The 14,856-nt window shown below is 44.5% G+C and carries 12 protein-coding genes; 8 read left to right on the forward strand and 4 right to left on the reverse strand.

Annotated features, from left to right (window positions below):
* Positions 1-3: 3 nt before the first annotated feature.
* From D7322_RS15525 to D7322_RS15540, 4 genes are all read right to left on the reverse strand, one after another.
* Positions 4-807, reverse strand: coding sequence for a hypothetical protein (locus D7322_RS15525; protein WP_121125207.1), 804 nt, complete (start codon positions 805-807; stop codon positions 4-6).
* Positions 808-817: 10 nt separating this feature from the next.
* Positions 818-4,240, reverse strand: a complete 3,423-nt coding sequence (locus D7322_RS15530) for a carboxypeptidase regulatory-like domain-containing protein (protein ID WP_121125309.1) — start codon at positions 4,238-4,240, stop codon at positions 818-820.
* A gap of 153 nt (positions 4,241-4,393) precedes the next feature.
* On the reverse strand, positions 4,394-5,560 hold the full coding sequence (locus D7322_RS15535) for a FecR family protein (RefSeq protein WP_121125208.1): 1,167 nt from the start codon (positions 5,558-5,560) through the stop codon (positions 4,394-4,396).
* Between the two features lie 75 nt (positions 5,561-5,635).
* Positions 5,636-6,244, reverse strand: a complete 609-nt coding sequence (locus D7322_RS15540) for an RNA polymerase sigma factor (RefSeq protein WP_121125209.1) — start codon at positions 6,242-6,244, stop codon at positions 5,636-5,638.
* A 188-nt stretch (positions 6,245-6,432) separates the two neighbouring features.
* On the opposite strand from D7322_RS15540, the gene D7322_RS15545 reads away from it, so the two are divergent.
* From D7322_RS15545 to D7322_RS15580, 8 genes are all read left to right on the forward strand, one after another.
* Positions 6,433-6,888: a PD-(D/E)XK nuclease family transposase gene (locus D7322_RS15545; RefSeq protein ID WP_121125210.1), complete on the forward strand. Its 456-nt coding sequence runs from the start codon at positions 6,433-6,435 to the stop codon at positions 6,886-6,888.
* A gap of 354 nt (positions 6,889-7,242) precedes the next feature.
* On the forward strand, positions 7,243-7,479 hold the full coding sequence (locus D7322_RS15550) for a hypothetical protein (protein WP_121125211.1): 237 nt from the start codon (positions 7,243-7,245) through the stop codon (positions 7,477-7,479).
* A gap of 55 nt (positions 7,480-7,534) precedes the next feature.
* Positions 7,535-8,164, forward strand: a complete 630-nt coding sequence (locus D7322_RS15555; protein WP_121125212.1) for a histidine phosphatase family protein — start codon at positions 7,535-7,537, stop codon at positions 8,162-8,164.
* Between the two features lie 97 nt (positions 8,165-8,261).
* Entirely contained in the window at positions 8,262-8,663 is a 402-nt protein-coding gene (locus D7322_RS15560; protein ID WP_183078722.1) for a CPBP family intramembrane glutamic endopeptidase, read from the forward strand.
* 240 nt (positions 8,664-8,903) lie between these two features.
* The gene (locus tag D7322_RS15565; protein WP_121125214.1) at positions 8,904-9,137 is read left to right on the forward strand and encodes a hypothetical protein; all 234 of its coding nucleotides are present in this window, start codon (positions 8,904-8,906) and stop codon (positions 9,135-9,137) included.
* A gap of 293 nt (positions 9,138-9,430) precedes the next feature.
* Positions 9,431-9,967 carry a sigma-70 family RNA polymerase sigma factor gene (locus D7322_RS15570; RefSeq protein ID WP_121125215.1) on the forward strand — a complete coding sequence of 179 codons (537 nt, stop codon included), beginning with the start codon at positions 9,431-9,433 and terminating at the stop codon, positions 9,965-9,967.
* A 109-nt stretch (positions 9,968-10,076) separates the two neighbouring features.
* A complete protein-coding gene (locus D7322_RS15575; RefSeq protein ID WP_121125216.1) occupies positions 10,077-11,249 on the forward strand; it encodes a FecR family protein in 1,173 nt (390 codons plus the stop codon).
* Between the two features lie 205 nt (positions 11,250-11,454).
* Positions 11,455-14,856: a TonB-dependent receptor gene (locus D7322_RS15580; protein ID WP_183078723.1), complete on the forward strand. Its 3,402-nt coding sequence runs from the start codon at positions 11,455-11,457 to the stop codon at positions 14,854-14,856.

The raw sequence follows: 14,856 nt of genomic DNA on the forward strand, positions 1-14,856 counted from the left end.
AAATTATAATTCTAAAACCTTATTAAACTGTATCATATTATTGACCGGAGCTTCGTTGATGATGAGCAACTTGGAACTGGCCTTTACGGGTGAGGGCGTCGGAGCAACCGAAGTCAGCGGGTTGAATTCATAGGGTGTGCCCGCGTTATAGGGGATGTCAGTCCCGGCTTTATAGATATGTGCCCGAAACAATACAGGCGTTTTCTGCCCATTATATTCCTGTACGCCTAAAGGAAAAGGGGTAAAAGAGATGGGCTGTGAGAACTCATTGGGCTTTAGATTTTTGATCCGGACGACCTCTTCAAACACTTTTGGGATAAAATAGTATTTCTTAAATACAATATCCACCGGTTCGCGGTAATTTAAAATATTGGACTGGAACATATAGATCAATTGCACCTTGCCTTCCTCGGGTGCCGGGATCACCGGGAAATCGCCCACCTTCCCGTCCATATAGATCAGGTTGAGGTTGGTCTCGGCTTCCGTATCCGTGGCTTTGATTTCCCGCTCCAGCAGAATTTTATCGTTGGCTTTGGACTTCATGGTGAATTTTAAGCTTTGCTTTTTGGGGTCATTGAAATTATAGGTGGCGCCAAAAGCAATTTTGCCAAATGCTGGCGTTACTGTAGGGGGAAAGGTGTCCAGTTGCAGCGTAAGTTCCTCATTGCTGTTATTATACCCACTTAAATTGAACAGATGTATATTGGAATGATACAAAAGCTGGTCTCCGCCTTTGTTGCAGGACAGGAGGGCGATGAGCAGGAAGAAGCTGATTGCCGTGGCTGTTAAAATGTTTTTTATGTTCATAACGCTTGATTTAAAATGTATATCCAATGGATAGGCTAAAGGAACTGCCTACTTTGCGGTTAAAGGTTTCTTTGTCGCCTATGCGCATCTTTTTGGTTCCATCTGCTGAGGTCTCGTAGTAACCTTCCTCATATTTTTGGGAAAACCCGAATTTCCACTCGTAGATCTCGTCCCACTCTTGGGTCGGCCACTCGGAGTTGGACAGGCCTTTCCAGCGGTCCTGTATCTTGTAGGTTTCGGGCCTGTTGACATAAAAGCGGAACGGACTGTTCAGCAGATTGCTGAGGTTGAGCTTAAGGTCCAGATTTTTGTTTTTCAGCAATTTGTAGCTCAGCTGTGCGTCGAGCTGATTGCGGGGGCGCTCGTATTCGATCAGGTCTTCGCTCATGGCGGTCATAAAGGTTTTGTACCCCATATGATTGAAGGCGACGTTGGCACCGAGGCGGTCTCCGGCATATTGTAAGGCGGCATTGTAGACGACGGGGATCTGTCCATAGAGCGGGCGCTTGCTTTTCAGGAACTGTTTTTCGCGGTACTCAAAGGTATTCCCATATTTATCGGTGTCGATGCCCTTGGCCCTGAATTCGGCCGACTGCACCTCGGAGCTTTGTAGTGTGACGTTGCCGCTGAAATTAAAGTTCTCCAACAGGGAGCCCGGAAGCATAAATCCTAAGTTTTTGCGGATATCAAACTCCAGCCCCTTGACTTTGGCCCATTCGGAGTTATTCGTCGTTACATAGATGCGATGCGAGGAATCCATCATCTGCCGGTACAATTCGATCGGATTCTGAAAATATTTATAGAAAAATCCAATGGAAATGACTTCCGCTAGGGAAGGGTACCATTCCAAACGCATATCATAATGATTAATGACGGTAGACAGCACGCCTTCATTGCGGCGGTAAGCGCCACCCAGTGCAGGATCCTGGCGTACCATCCTGGAGTTTTCGATCAATGCGGGGCGGACTACCGACTGCGAATAGGCCATGCGGATATTGAAATCCTCTACGGGTGTCAAGGTCAGGCTCGCCGAGGGCAGGTATCGCCAGGTTTTCTCTTCGGTCTCGGGATCGGCCGTCATACCCACCAGTTTGCCGGTTTTGGGGTCGACAAAGCGCTGCTTGCGCATGGCAATGGTGCGTGCATCCATCTGCAGGTCATTATCGCCGTTTTGCAGGCTTTTATACTTGAAGTATTCGGCACGCAGTCCCCAGACCAGCCTGATCCAGGAGTTGAACCTGTTGTCCAGCATGCCATAGACAGCCTGGTTGATATTTTTCCCTTCATAGGCACTGATGGAGAAGGCGGCGGGATAATAGAACATCCCATGTAAGGGATCTTTAAAATCCAGGTACTTCGACCAGGTGTTGACGGGCGAATAAGTATTTGCACCGACCGAAACGATCGGCAGGGAGACCCATTCGAACAATCCATGCCGATCCATAAACTGATAGCCGGCTTTCAGGGTCTGCTTTTGCCCAAGCCAGTTGGTCTGGTAGCTCAATGCACCCTCGGCAATTTTGTTGGTCTCGGTATAATGGTATTCGGAACGTGTAAAGGTCCCATCACCGGCATTGGCATAATGCGAAGGCACAATATTGTACAGGGTATCATTGAGGGTGCCTCGGGGTTCGAGCCAGGCTTCGGTCGCATCTTTCTCGCGGTTGTTCAGCTGGTTGCGGGCAATATTCCATTCGAGCTTAAAGTTGCCCAAGCGATGTTCGCCATCCAGCCTGTTCTGGAGCATATCGATAAATTTGGGGCGGTCATACTCCCGGATAGCGGGTCTGGAGCCATGGCCAATATCGTTTCCCCAGCCCTCGATGACGGAAAACTGATTGTTGAACATGCGGGAATAAAAGTTGCGGGAGGTTATTTTATGATTTTTGCTGTTCCAGCCCAGGTTGACCAATCCACTTAGACTCGAATTGAAGTTGTACTGCCTAGCGCTAGTCGGATTGATTTCTTTTCCGGTACTGATATCGAAGCTGGCTCCGTCTGTTTTTTGCCAGTTGCCCCGTTCGAAATTGGAGATCTGGTCAATAGACTGTTCATTGCGGTAGCTGAGCGAACCTACAAATCCAAAGATGCCCTTCATGCTATTGTAGCTCCGTCCTAGGCTGAACTGATAGTTTTGTCCGGGTAGCGCGGTATATTTTCGTGTACCCAGACGTTCCAATCCGCCAATGCGTTTGTTCTGTGCTGCGATCATTTCGGGGGTAAAGGGCGTGACTCCCTCGGGTACCGGTTTGTACGGATTGGCAGGATCGTAGTTGATGCCGTTGAAGACGGTCAGATCCCGCGGGAACTTGCCCCGCGTGCCGTCGTCAAAGGCCAGGTAGTCCCAGCTGCCACGGCCATAGCCCAGGAAATCTTTTCCCGTAGAGCCATTGATATATTTGCTGCCCAGCGAAAAGGAGGTAAAGTTTTTCAATGGAATGGCCAGGGTGTTGATCTGGACCAGTCCGCCGCCAAAGCCAAAGCTCAGGTCTGGCGATGCGGTCTTGTGGATAATAACATTCTCGATCAGGTTGCTCGGTACGATATCAAATTCAAAGTCCCGGACCTGCACATCGGTGCTAGGGAGGGTGGCGCCATCCATCATGGCCAGGTTATAGCGTTCGGCAATACCGCGGATCACGACCCGGCGGTTGTCATTGGTGCTGACACCGGCGATGCGCTTCAAGGTCTCACCAACGTTTTTGTCGGGTAACACGGCAATCTGCTCGCGGCTGATCCCGTTGGAGATCGTTGCTGCATTTTTTTGTTTGGCATAGAGTGAAGCAATACTTTCCTGTTTATAGCTGCCAGTGACGACCACCTGTTCCAGGCTTTTGACTACATCCTTTAACACGACGCTGAGGTTGGTCTGCTTCCCGGTACGGACAAGGATGTCGGTGATCCTTTTTGTCTGATGGGATATGTAACGGACTTCGATTGTATAGGTGCCGGCAGCGAGGTTCAACGTATAACTTCCATCGGCCTTACTTTTCAAAGACAGTCCCGTCTGGAGCACGGTGATGCTGGCATCTGCGAGCGCTTCGCCGTTTTCGTTGGTAATCCTTCCACTGATTGTGCCCTGTTGTTGGGCGCCGATGTTGCTTGCGCCCTTGGAGGCTGAAAGGAGGCTGCTGCTTGTCTTTTTTGCCGAAACAAGCACGGATTGGTCCCGCAGTTCAAAGCTCAGCGGCTGGTTTTTGAAAATGGCGGCCAATACCGTATTGATATCGGTATTCCGCGTTTCTATAGTGACCGGTCTGGACATTTTAAGCAGGCTGCCTTCGACTAAAAATCCATAGCCTGTCTGCGTACTTATTTTTTTGAATACGTTGGCCAGGGAGCTGTTCTTCTCGGAGAGGCTGATGTTTTGTCCTACTGCCCCCAAGCTGATCTGTAGCATACCAAAAGCGGTCATGAAGGTGCTTAGCTTCATTTTCAATAGTATGTTTGTATTTTTTTTATACATTTGTTAAGCTGAAATATGTGTTAAATCGGATCGAGAAATTCATTTTGCCTATTCCGGCTATCGGCCAGTAGTGTTACGACCACTATTGGCTTTTTTTGGAATCGGACATTAGGTTGTGTATTATCTTGTTTCTACAATAAGCCTCCTTCCTTGCATTTCTACCTGAATGCTTTTAAACGTTTTTAATAGATTCAATACTTTTTCAAAAGGCCAGGAGCGTGGTATCCTTCCCGTAAAGGTTTCCTGGGTTGCGGTGCCCTGATAGTGGATGTCCACATTGTACCAGCGGCCCAGTTCGTCGATAACGCTGCCAATATCCGCATCCGTAAAGTCAAAATAGCCCTCTTTCCAGGCAATGACCTCGGTCGGGTCAACCTGTTTGACGGACAGAGAACGGCCGGCCACGACACCTTGCTGACCGGGCCTGAGGACGATGCGCTGATCGGCATTGCTCAGGGCGACGGAACCGCTCAGGAGGGTTGTTTTGGCCACGGATTTGGCCTTGTAGGTATTGACGTTAAAATGTGTGCCCAGCACTTCGATCGTTTGATTTTCGGACTTCACCCGAAAAGGCATGGCGGCATTGTGTGCCACCTCAAAGTATACTTCACCGGTGATGGTCACTTCCCGTGTAGATCCACGGAAGGCTGAGGGGTAGGTGATCGAAGATTGGGCATTTAACCAGACTTGTGTACCGTCAGCTAAGGTCAACTGGTACCTGCCGCCCCGCGGGGTAGAAAGTGTATTTGAATATACCTTAGGGACCTTTTTACCCGCTGTATAAACCAGATTGCCCGGTTGCAGCTTGTTGATATGAATGTTTCCTTCGGTAGCGAGCTCTCCCTTTTTGGAGTCATCCAGTAGAATCTTTTCGCCATTGCCGAGTGTTAAGATGGCTTGATCCGTTCCGGGTCTGATCGTGCTGCTTTGCTCTTCTGCGCTGACGGGAAGCTTGTCGGACTGCTTCTTGAAGATGTATAATGAGACTGCACAAATGAGAGCTATGGAAGCAGCGGCTTGCCATAACCTATTGCCCGGATTTAGAAAAAATCGCTTTTTGGACATCTTTGCCGTTGAGGATGTCTCCTGGTCAATCTGATCGAAGATCTTTTCCTGCAATTGTTTTTTCCGGACGGCACGTTCCTCCGGGCTTAAACTGTCGGTGATATCTGGATTGCTTTCAAATGAAGCGTACCAGTCTTCGAGTATCTGGAGTTCCTCTTGCGTGATCGTTCCGGCTTCGTATTTCGCGAGTATATCGAGGATGTATTGATTTTGATCGTCCATTTCCTTTGCTTTATACTAACTAGTACCCTAAGTATTGGAAAGCGGGAACAGGAATTTCAAAAAAAATATTTTCGCTTAATTTTTATGCATATACAGCAGCAGCACCAGGTAGAAAATATCCATTTGATGATCTTTGATTTCAGAGCGCATGATATTCATGGATTTGGTAATGTGCTTGCGAACCATGGCCACAGAAATATTCAGTTGGTCGGCGATATCCTGATTGGAGCGTTTTTCGAAACGGCTCAATAGAAAGACCTCTTTGCAGGTGGCGGGCATTTTTTCGGTGATCTTAAAAATCTCCGCATGGATCTGTTTGGACTCGAGGATATTGTCGGGCTGTACCGGAACGGTATGCCCGATGTAGGCTACAGTCTCGATATATTTATCCTGGATTTTTTTTACCCGATAGGCTTTAAAGACCTGAAATTTAATTGCCGTTTTTAAGTAAGCAGAAAGGGAATTATTAAGCTGAATTTCCTTCCGTCGTAAATAGAAATTGACGAAAACATCCTGAACGATTTCCTCTGCCATAGCAAGGGAGAGCGTTCTTTTTCCTGCCAGATTAATCAAGGGTTCCCAATAGCGGTTATAGAGTTCGGAAAAAGCAGCTTTATTGTCTTCCAATTGGACCAAATCGAGCAGTTCCTGATCCGTAAGCGCTGTAAATTCACAATTAGCCATGTTAGTTAAGCAAAGACCAAATGTAAATAGGCAATTATACCTGTGTGTTTTAGGAATATTAACAAATTATTAATATTCATTTTGGCTAAAATCTTTCGATTACATGATATTTGCCTTTGTTATCGGGATACTGGGAAAATATTTTACGAAAATCTGGGTTTATATACGTCGAATTGGTTAACTTTGCTATGGCTGAAACAGAGTTAGTTAACGATCTATATCGTTGGCTTTATGTGCTCAAAAATTTGTCATCAATGGACAAATTACCGCATTTGCGTAAACCAGTTTTCAAGAAGCTGTTTAAATTGGCAGAGTATAGTAAACTAAATCAGGAGGAACGGGATATGTACAATGTAAGTTTAAAAAATAAATGGGATGCCCAAAGTATTCGTGAAAGTCAAGAAATAGCGCTCGAGAGAGCTTTGACTGAAGGTAGAATTAAAGGAAAAATCGAAGGAAAAATCGAGGGTAAGATTGAAGGTAAAATTGAAGGAAAAATTGAGGGCGAGATTATGGCTAAAACTGAAGTAATAACAAATCTGTTGTCTTTGGGGACATTTTCTATTTCGGAGGTTGCTAAACTTGCGAGTGTGTCTGAAGATTTTGTGAAGAAAATTGAAGCTGATCTGCCAAAAGAAAAATAGGTAAAAACAGGAAAATGACTGCTGAATTGAAGAAGTTGGATAACTGGCTTATCATGAAGCAGAAGATAATAAAGCCTCTGAGGAGCCAATCCCAAGAGGCTTTTTTCTGACCTTTTAATTCCCCTGGGGTAAATTTTTGAAATTCCGGGCATTATCTTAAATATGCTGTTTATCCATTTACATTGGCGAAATTGAATTTATTTGCACTTTTTACTTCTGACTATTATTGTTTAATGGTCAGAAATTTTTATATTTGGTCTGCGCAATAGTGCGTATATGGCCCAAGCTGATCAGAACAATCAGTTTGTTGCTATGGATTTCGATTCTGTAATGGATCAAAAAACAACGTGAAAGATGAAATATTACTTACTTACCTTTGCTGTTTCGGCCCAAGTGCTGGCCAAACGTGCTGAGTTAATCACCTATCTGACTAGGCATATTGCTGATTTAAAATACATTTCGGCGGATTTGCAGGATAAGCTGTGTACAATTACCGTGCGAACCTTAAAACGTGATGAAGCAGCCATCCTCAATCTTATAGCGATCAGAGGCTTTAAAGCTGCGTTTTTGTCGGCGACCGAAAGTTCTTAATTATAGTCGCTGTTCAATCAGTGAAACCTCTCCATTCAATAATCGACTAAAATCCATGTTTAAAAAGAAAAATATCATTACCGTACAACATCCTGAATCCTTGCATCACAAAAATGGAATGATTGGTTCATGGACTGATTGGAAATTAACAGAAACAGGAATTCGACAGGCAGAAAATATCGCTGACAACTTAAAATCTGAGTTTCAGGATACCAACTTTTTATTGTATTCATCACCGCTTAGCAGAACAAGGAAGACTGCTGAAATAATTGGAAATCAGTTTAATATACCGGTACAGTTTACTGATGCATTAAAAGAGAGGTATCTGGGGAAAGCGGTGGGCCAATCTGTACAATGGCTGAAAGAAAATATGGAGAAGCAAGAAATATCTATCCATGATAAATGCTTTAGTGATGCTGAATCCAGATCTGATGTATGGCAAAGGATGGCACCCTTCTATGAAACAATAATGGCTAGTGATGATGAAAATATAATCATCGTCTCGCATGGAGATAGCTTAAGTATCTTCCATGTAATGTGGCTGAGCCTGAATGTGGAAGCGCTTAATAAGATGGATTTATACGGCGTCAGTGGCGGTGTATCCTTTCTGTATCAAACAACACAGGGAAAAAGAATCATTAAGCGGCTAAGCGATACCTCTTATAAAAGCATGAAAACTGTATGAGAATTCCAAGCCCAGAAAACATCAAGCAGTTATTTGATGCCTCCCGATTGCCCTATATTGGGCATTACCAGTTGTTTTAATTAGTGCCGTATCATACTTGGTAAAAGGTACGATTCCATATTTAGCTGTTTTCTCAGTGCTCGTCTATGGTCTGCTGGAAGAAATCGGATGGCGCGGCTTTATCTACCAGGAATTTAAGGCATTGAAACCATTACATAATATACTTTTATTGTCTGTGCTATGGTTTTTATGGCATCTGAATTTTGATTTCACGCCTATACAAGTATCCTTTTTTGTTATTTTGGTATTGGGAAGTTGGGGAATAGGAAAAGTTGCCGACACGACAGGTTCCCTTGTTGCCATAAGCGCATTTCATTCTCCTAACAATTTTTTTCCGGGTATCAATGCTAAAAGCGGTGCTATATTGGCGATCTTGCTTGCAGTATGGGTTATCAGCTTGGTGGTTCGGAAAAAGAATTATCAAGCGGCCAAGCGATAAATCCTATAAAGCCATGAGTGGATGGCGTCCAATTGTTGAAAATTTATCCTGCTCTGTTTAAGTAGGATAAGGTCTAATGCCCAAAAAAAATAAAATCTAGTCTTGAACAAGGGCGGGGTAAACCAATTTATTTACTATTTTTCGGCAAAATAATTCGAAAAAGGCCTCTATTTTCTTGCAGAGACCATGTTAAAAAGAAGTATTTTTCTCACAGAATAGCGCCAAACATAAAATAGAAATATGAATCAACTAGAAATTAGAATCGAAAGGCATAATGAAGGCTTCTGGGCCAAAACGGTCAACTGCCCGGTTGTATTAACCTCTTATGGGGACACGATCGAAGGCTGTAAACAAAACTTTTTGGATTGTATCGAAATGACCCGGGAGCTTGATGAGATGAACCGTTTTCCGTATAAAGAGGGCGAATATGAACTCGTTTATATCATTGAAACGGAAACCGCGGAATTATCTTAACGATTCCAACGCCATTGTGATTTCGATCCTAGACTCTTGCCTGTATCCGGTAGCATGGAGGCCTGCAACAGGATGTCATAAGATCATAGCTTTGCATAACAAATAATTGAGCCAAGAATATTCTTGGCTTTCTGGGTTTATATACTATCCTTAATTACCGTCGTACCGGGATCTATTTTGACATTCTTTCAGATTGAAAAATAATAAAGCCTTTCCTGTTAAAATTGTATGAATATAGTTTTAAATTGCTATATTAATTGCCAGAAGTAATCGATTTTAACCAGTTCAGTTTCATGCCGTCGAACCTAATGGAAAATAAGATAAAAGCACTATTTGAGCAGAATTATTACGGGCTCGTAGAACTTTCGTGCCGTTTGGTGGGCAGTAACGAGACGGGGGAGGATATTGTACAGGATGTGTTTGTTAAATTGCTGGACAAGGATACTGTCCTTCCAAAGGATAGCCAAGCTGCTAAATCCTATATTTATGCGATGGTTAAGAATGCTTCGCTAAGTCATCTCCGAAAAGTAAAGGTAATCCATAAATATCGTCAGGTCAATCCGGCTACTGAAATATCCGATGAAGATCTATTGGAAAATATCATTTACGCGGAAGCCATTAACCAGCTCTATGCTTCCATCCGTAATCTCCCCGAAGCCAGTCAGAATATTTTTAAAATGGCTTACATTGAGGAGAAATCGAATCTGGAGGTCGCTGAAAGCTACGGAATTTCGATCAATACCGTCAAGACCCAAAAACGCAGGGCTATGGCAACACTTAAAAAAGTCTTGTTTCCGGTATTTCGTTCCATCAAAATCCTACTATTTTAATTTTTTTTGATTTTCTTGTCATCCTTTCTTCCTGCTCGCGCGTCTTGTGGATAGATGGCGTCTTTTTCCGGGTACCTATAACGGATACATGACCTCATATATTTAAATTATGGAATCAAATTATTTAAGGATAGCTCAATTAATGGAACGGTACCTCAGTGGAACAATCACCGCTGAGGAACTGTTGGAGTTGCAGCAGTTTCAGGCATTATATCCACGGATAAAGATCTGGTTGGAGAATAAGGAGGTCAAGCAGGAGGAAATCCGCGAATTGCTCAATGGCCATATGCGCAACGATATACAGCTCAGATGGGAGTCTACTTTGGCCAAGGCCCAATTAATTCGTAAACAACAAAAGAAAAGAAGACGGTTGGTGGCAGCCTCTATTGTCGCGGCCCTCTGTCTTGGAGTCTGGGCTGTACCGTATTTTTCCGGAGCTGAAAAAGTTCACATCGTTGCTCAAAAAAATATAAATGTACTTCCGGGAAAACAGCAGGCCGTGTTGACTTTGTCAAATGGCGAGACGATACGCTTGGGCGGGGATGACAGTACGACAATCCGTGAAGGCGGAAATCTGATGAAAATAGCGGATAATCAATTGGACTATGCAGCGACAGACAAAGACGAGGTACATATCCATAAACTCAATGTACCTGTTGGCGGAACCTATCGTATTCAATTGAATGATGGAACGGTTGTCTGGTTAAACGCCGATTCTGAAATAAAATATCCCTCTGTATTTACGGGCAGTGAACGCCGCGTAGCGATTAAGGGTGAAGCTTTTTTTGAGGTTGCAAAGGATCCTTCCAAGCCATTTCGCGTAGCAGTGGGTGAATCTACTGTTGAGGCTGTGGGAACAGCTTTTAACATCAATACGCATCTCAAACAGGGGCAGATCAAGACAATCCTGACCGAAGGAAGGATAAAGGTAAGTGTCGCCGACAATTCTGTATTGATAGACAAAGGGAACGCTACCTTGATCGACAATAGCCGGATCACTGTGGTAAAAGCGGATCCAGAAGAAGCCCTCGCCTGGAAGGAAGGTTATTTCTATTTTGACGGAAAAGACCTCAAGAGTATCATGAACGAGGTTGCCCGCTGGTATGATGTTGATGTCGAATATAAACATGCGGTCAGTGAAGACAAAATTACAGGGGGAATCAAACGAACTGAATCTATCCGGGCGGTATGCGCGGTGCTGGAAGGGCTAACCGGTCTGGATATCCAGATCAACAATAGAACATTAGTGATAAAATCAAAAAGGAGGTCAATGACAAAATAATCAACAAGCAACACAACAAAGGATCTTAAAAAAAACTGGAGGTACTGGAATACCCCCAGTCAGCATATAAGGTTCTAAACGAACTATAGTACTAACACAATTACAAGTAAAACCTTATCTAATCAAATGTATGGAATTTAAGTATATATGGCAAAATCTATTTGTCAGATGGCGTAGCCATATGCTGTTCAAAACACTACTAACCATGAAACTTACTGTATTTCTCGTAATTATGGGGACGTTGAGTGCAGCTTCAAAAGGTCTGGCCCAGAAAGTTAGCCTTAAATTGAACAATTCAACGATGGAAAATGCCTTGGGAGCAATTAAAGCACAGACAGGTTATCGCTTTATTTATAAAGAAGCCACCCTAAGGAAAGCTTCCAATGTCAATATCAATTTGACAAAAGTACCGCTGGAGCTTGCGCTAAAACAATTATTGCAGAACCAGCCTTTAGATTACCAAATGTATGACGGGACTGTTGTTATCGTACCGAAACCTGAAAAAAAGAACCAGTCGCAAAGCCTAGCAAGTGGGGGTATCCAGCGTGAAGTGCAAGTGACAGGTACGGTCAAGGACTCTCTCGGTACCATATTGCCAGGTGTAACCATCCATCTCAAAAGCAAACCTAGTGTAGGAACGACCACAGACCTCAACGGTAACTATATTCTAAAGGTACCTGCCACGGAAGTGCTGGTATTCAAAATGGTAGGTTATCGTACAGAAGAGGCTCCAATAGCCGGACGGACTAAAATAGACATTATTTTAGAGCAGTCTTCGGCTTATGTGGATGAGGTTGTGGTTACCGCATTTGGGCAGAAAACCTTACGGGAGAGTGTGGTCGGTGCAGTCACTACGGTATCTCCAAAGGAGTTGCGTACCGGAAGCAGCAACCTCACCACAGCCTTACAGGGTAGGGTTGCGGGGATGATCTCCTTTCAGCGCAGTGGTGAACCTGGGCTCGACAATGCAGACTTCTTTATCCGCGGTGTGGGGAGCTTCGGTGTCAATAATTCGCCGCTGATCTTGGTGGACAATATGGAGGTCACCTCGACCGACCTCGCCCGGATCCCTGTGGATGATATTGAGAGTTTTTCGGTGCTGAAGGATGCCGCAGCGGCGGCGGTATACGGTTCAAGGGGAGCGAACGGTGTATTACTCGTGACGACAAAAATGGGGAAAGAGGGACCGGCGCGTCTTAATTTTCGCGTGGATCAACGCCTGTCGGCACCAACGGAAAAGGTGAAGATCGCAGATCCGGTCACCTGGATGAAAATGCAGAACGAAGCCTATATGACCCGCGACCCGCTGACAGAACGCCGCAACCTCTATTCTCCGGAAAAAATTGCCCGAACTGAAATCGGAGATGATCCCTATGCCTATCCTGCTGTCGATTGGCTCGGTATGTTGATCAAAGAAAAAACCAATACCCAGAACTATAACCTGACCATTACCGGAGGAAGTCAGATTGCCCAGTATAATATCAGCGGGAATATGACCAGAGACTTTGGCTTGATCAAAGTGGATCCCCTGAATAATTTCAATAACAATGTTGATTTCAAGGTGTATAACCTTCGGAGCAACATCAATATCAATGTGACCAAGTCGACCACTCTTGCTGTAAGAGCATTGGCCAATCTTCAGGATTACAGTGGTCCGATTGTGGGGGGAGCTGATGCATTCAGATATGCCCTGCGTTCAAACCCGGTTCTTTTTCAACCTGTATACAGACCTGGAATAGAACAGTCCTATATCCGGCATCCTATGTTTGGAAATGCAGAGGATGGACGTTATCTAAACTCCTATGCCGAGGTGGTAAAGGGGTACCAAAACTACAAGCGCAGCAATATTGTCCTTTCTGTTGAATTGAACCAAAAGTTGGATTTCCTGACAGAAGGTCTCCGTTATCGTGGTATGCTCAACGTGACGCGTAATTCTTATTTCGCCGAAAATAGACAGTACAAACCTTTCTATTATGAGTTTATGGGTTATGACGCAAGCCATTCACCCTATTATAACCCACTCAATCCTGAGCAGGGAACAGAATATCTGGATTATAGCCCCGCAGATCGTACCAACGCTGCTATCTTCCGTCTGGAAAATCAGATCCTCTATGACCGTACATTTGGCAAACACGCACTCAGCGGAATGTTTTTAACAGCAATGCAGGACCGTGTGGAGCCTGATACCCGTACCCCGTCTTTATTGAATACGTTACCATACCGCAATGTTTCCTATTCGGGACGGTTTACCTATTCGTTCGATAAACGCTATTCCGCAGAATTTAACTTTGGATATAACGGCTCAGAACGCTTCGCAGATAAACATCGCTGGGGATTTTTCCCATCAGCGGGCCTTGCCTGGAATGTACAGAATGAAAGCTTTATGGAACCCTATAGGGATGTTGTTTCACTCCTTAAATTGAGGGCCACACACGGTCTGGTGGGAAATGACGTGATTTCTGCGACAAGTTCCCGCTTCTTTTATCTTTCGGATGTAGAGCTCAATTCGGGGAATCAGTCCTATACATGGGGGATGCCCGGCGAAACCCGCCGAACGATCAATGGTATCGATATCAGACAATACCAGAACAACGACATCACATGGGAGATTTCCAGACAGTCCAATCTTGGTCTTGAGCTGGGACTTTTTAAAAGCGCATTTAAATTGACTGTTGACTATTTCAACCAAAAGCGCTCGAATATCGTGCAGACCAGAGCTTCTATTCCATCTACGGCAGGTTATTCGGCGAATATCCTGGCCAATGTTGGCAAGTATAGTTCACGGGGTGTTGATGCCGAAATGAACTATTCAAAATCTGTCAACTCCGACCTATGGTTTCAGGCCCGGGGTACTTTTACTTACGCGACCGGTAAATACGTTAATTACGAAGAACCGCAATACGAATATCCTTACTTAAGTAGGATTGGTCTAAGCGCCACACAGCAAAGAGGATATGTTGCCGAAAGGTTGTTTATTGATGATGATGAAGTACGCAACAGTCCGGCACAAACTTTTTCTGAGCAGGTACTCGGCGGGGACATAAAATATTTGGATATCAATAAAGATGGCGTCATTAATTCCAATGATATGGTGCCTATTGGATTGCCGACAACTCCCGAGATCAATTATGGTTTTGGCTTGAGTACCGGCTATAAACGACTTGATTTTTCTTTCTTTTTTGCAGGTATGGCGCAGACTTCCCTGTTTATCAATCCGACTTATGCTGGATCAGCTCCATTTGGCAGCGTAACGGCGCCGAATGCCGTGTTACAGGTCTGGGCAGACAGCTATTGGTCGGAGGGTAACCAGAATCCTTATGCCCTGTGGCCGCGATTGAGTAGTACGCCAATGGCGAATAATACGCAGACAAGTACCTTCTGGATGCGTAATGGGAATGTTTTTCGCCTCAAACAGGTCGAGCTTGGATTTGAATTAAATCCGGCAGTGGCCAAACGCTATAAATTTCAGCGGTTTAGGGTCTATGCCAGCGCAACCAATTTGCTGAAGTTCAGCAGTTTCAAAATGTGGGATCCTGAGCTCGGTGGTAATGGATTGGGCTATCCGCTACAACGGGTGTTTAACCTTGGTATTAATGCAAGCTTTTAA

The organism is Sphingobacterium puteale (genome assembly GCF_003627955.1).
GTDB lineage: Bacteria > Bacteroidota > Bacteroidia > Sphingobacteriales > Sphingobacteriaceae > Sphingobacterium > Sphingobacterium puteale.

Excerpts from the sequence above, each read along its gene's own strand:
- D7322_RS15575 (WP_121125216.1), top strand. The coding sequence starts at position 10,077 with ATGGAATCAAATTATTTAAGGATAGCTCAATTAATGGAACGGTACCTC.
- D7322_RS15545 (WP_121125210.1), top strand. The coding sequence starts at position 6,433 with ATGGCTGAAACAGAGTTAGTTAACGATCTATATCGTTGGCTTTATGTG.
- D7322_RS15550 (WP_121125211.1), top strand. The coding sequence starts at position 7,243 with ATGAAATATTACTTACTTACCTTTGCTGTTTCGGCCCAAGTGCTGGCC.
- D7322_RS15555 (WP_121125212.1), top strand. The coding sequence starts at position 7,535 with ATGTTTAAAAAGAAAAATATCATTACCGTACAACATCCTGAATCCTTG.
- D7322_RS15580 (WP_183078723.1), top strand. The coding sequence starts at position 11,455 with ATGAAACTTACTGTATTTCTCGTAATTATGGGGACGTTGAGTGCAGCT.
- D7322_RS15535 (WP_121125208.1), bottom strand. The coding sequence starts at position 5,560 with ATGGACGATCAAAATCAATACATCCTCGATATACTCGCGAAATACGAA.
- D7322_RS15570 (WP_121125215.1), top strand. The coding sequence starts at position 9,431 with ATGCCGTCGAACCTAATGGAAAATAAGATAAAAGCACTATTTGAGCAG.
- D7322_RS15565 (WP_121125214.1), top strand. The coding sequence starts at position 8,904 with ATGAATCAACTAGAAATTAGAATCGAAAGGCATAATGAAGGCTTCTGG.
- D7322_RS15525 (WP_121125207.1), bottom strand. The coding sequence starts at position 807 with ATGAACATAAAAAACATTTTAACAGCCACGGCAATCAGCTTCTTCCTG.
- D7322_RS15540 (WP_121125209.1), bottom strand. The coding sequence starts at position 6,244 with ATGGCTAATTGTGAATTTACAGCGCTTACGGATCAGGAACTGCTCGAT.
- D7322_RS15530 (WP_121125309.1), bottom strand. The coding sequence starts at position 4,240 with ATGAAGCTAAGCACCTTCATGACCGCTTTTGGTATGCTACAGATCAGC.